The sequence below is a fragment of the Saccharomonospora iraqiensis subsp. paurometabolica YIM 90007 genome (assembly GCF_000231035.2).
GTDB classification, from domain to species: domain Bacteria; phylum Actinomycetota; class Actinomycetes; order Mycobacteriales; family Pseudonocardiaceae; genus Saccharomonospora; species Saccharomonospora paurometabolica.
The window spans coordinates 43,481-45,750 of the sequence record NZ_KI912215.1 but is presented as its reverse complement, the minus strand read 5'-3'; the positions used below and the strand labels follow the sequence as shown (position 1 = coordinate 45,750).

The following is a 2,270-nucleotide window of genomic DNA, read 5'->3' as shown; positions in this document are numbered from 1 at the left end:
CGCGCCCGGGGCCGCCGCCCGGGGGTCGGTGTCCACCCGCCCGGTGAGCGGGTCGACGCGGGCGTGCGCGTCCACCCGGTGCAGGGCCACCACGACCAGCGGTGGGGTGTGCCCGGTCGGCTCAGCCATGCCGGAACACCACCCCCTGACCGCCGTCCGGGTAGCTCCACCGGATCGCGGGCCGCTCGGGAGTGCCCCCGTCGCAGACGAGGTAGCAGGTGCCGCACTCGAAGCACTGCTCGTAGTTGAACAGGATGCCGCCGTCGGAGGTGGGCACGAACAGATCCGCCGGGCAGGCGTGCACGCACGCCTTCGTCGGGCAGGTGCGGCACACGTCGGTGTCCACCACGATGTGCGGCTCGTCGGCCACCCGGAACTCGACCCGCCCCATCCGCTCGTCGAACCCCACCTCGGCGAACCCACCGCCACTCATGCCACTCACCGCCCGTCCCCGGTCACCGGGGTTGCCGTGAAGGGCACTTTCCCTGCGTGTGATGCAGTGAATGTGCCCCTCGCTGCGTGTGGCGCAGGGAAAGTGCCCTTCACGGCACAACAACGGGGCTGCCAAAGCATCGCGGCCTCCTCGGGTGGGGGGTGGGTTCAGCCGAAGGTGCGGAGGGCGGTGAGGGTGTCGCGGGCGAGGTCGCGGCGGCGCAGCCGGTGGCGGCGGATCGCGCGGCGCAGCAACCGGCGCAGGCCGGGCTTCGGGCGCGGATTGTCCACGGTGAACATCCCCTCGGCCAGGTCGCAGATCAGGCCGGGGTAGCGCCGTTGCATCCGGTCGGACAGCACCAGTCCGGGCGCGTCCCGCAGCTTGCGGTGATCGCCCAGCACGAACGAGTCCTCCAGCAGCGTCCGGTACCCCGCGAGCCTGCGGGAGTCACCCGTGCGCACCGCCTCGGCGGCGGCCCGGCCCGCGTACATCCCGGAGCCGAGGGCGAAGTTCACCCCCTCCAGCCAGATCCCCGCCGCCAGGCACATCGCGGCCGCGTCGCCCGCCACGAGGATCCCGTCGCCGACGAGCGTGGGCATGCTGCGGTAGCCACCCTCGGGGATGAGGTGCGCCGAGTACTCGACCACCTCGCCGCCCCGCACCAACGGCCGCACGGACGGGTGCTCCTTGAGCTCGGTCAGCAGGTCCTCCGGACGACGACCCGCCGCGGACAGCCCCTCCAACCCGAGGACGAGCCCGACGGCCACCGTCTCCCGGTTGGTGTAGACGAACGCCCCGCCCGGGATCTCGCCGGTCCCGCCGAGGATCTCGATGTCGACCCCGTCGCTGCCGTGCACCCCGAAGCGTTCCTCGATCGTGGCCCGCGGCAGCGCCAGCGTCTCCTTCACCCCGAGCGTGGTGTGCGCGGCCTCCAGGCCGGTGTGCAGGCCCGCCTGCTTCGCGAGGAAGGAGTTCACCCCGTCGCAGGCGATCACCACCCGTGCGGTCAGGTCGCCGTCCGGCCGGTCGGTGCGCACACCCACGACCCGGCCCGCACCGGTGCGCAGCAGCGCGGTGACGACGGTGGAGGTGACCAGCGTGGCACCCTCGGCCTCGGCCCGCCCGGCGAGCCAGTGGTCGAACTCGGCGCGGTGTGTGGTGGCGCCGTTGTACGGTTCGCGGCCCCAGTTCTGGCTGCGGAAATCCACGGTGAAGCTGCGCTCGCCGTCCAGCACCATCGTCTGGCGCCGGGTGACCCAACGCTGCACCGGCATCCGCTCGGACCAGTCGGGGATCAGCTCGTCGAGCACCCGCCCGTAGACCACGCCGCCGTAGACGTTCTTCGACCCGGCGAACGGCCCCCGTTCCAGCAGCGCCACCGTGTACCCGGCGCGGGCCACCTCGAGGGCCGCCGCCGACCCCGCGGGGCCCGCCCCGACCACGAGCACGTCGAAGTCGTATTCCGCCGGTTCGGGCACGGTCACCGCCGCGCCCGCCGGTCCCGCCCGGTCACGCATCTCCGGCCTCCAGTCGACGGGCCAGTTCGGTCAGCAGCGCCCGCGCGTCGGTGACGATGCCGAGGTCGGCCAGGGCCGTCATCGGGCAACTGGCGTCGGTGTTCACCGACACGACGTGCCGCGGCGCCCCCAGACCACCGGTGTGCTGGGCCGCGCCGGACACGCCGAACGCGACGTAGAGGTCCGGGTCGACGACCACGCCCGTGGTGCCGATCTGCCGTTCGTAGGGCGCCCAGCCCGCGTCGGTGACGATGCGGGTCGCCCCCACCGACGCACCCAGCGCCGCCGCGACCGCGCCCAGCTCGGCCAGCGCCTCCGGC

3 protein-coding genes are annotated in these 2,270 nt (G+C 73.6%); all 3 read right to left on the bottom strand.

Annotated elements, in window-relative coordinates:
• Positions 1-121: 121 nt before the first annotated feature.
• On the bottom strand, positions 122-433 hold the full coding sequence (locus SACPADRAFT_RS0206595; protein WP_007027339.1) for a ferredoxin family protein: 312 nt from the start codon (positions 431-433) through the stop codon (positions 122-124).
• 167 nt (positions 434-600) lie between these two features.
• A complete protein-coding gene (locus SACPADRAFT_RS0206590) occupies positions 601-1,950 on the bottom strand; it encodes an FAD-dependent oxidoreductase (protein ID WP_007027340.1) in 1,350 nt (449 codons plus the stop codon).
• The coding region (locus tag SACPADRAFT_RS25955) for an FAD-binding protein (protein WP_007027341.1) at positions 1,943-2,270 on the bottom strand (328 nt) is incomplete at its 5' end. The genes SACPADRAFT_RS0206590 and SACPADRAFT_RS25955, both read right to left, overlap by 8 nt.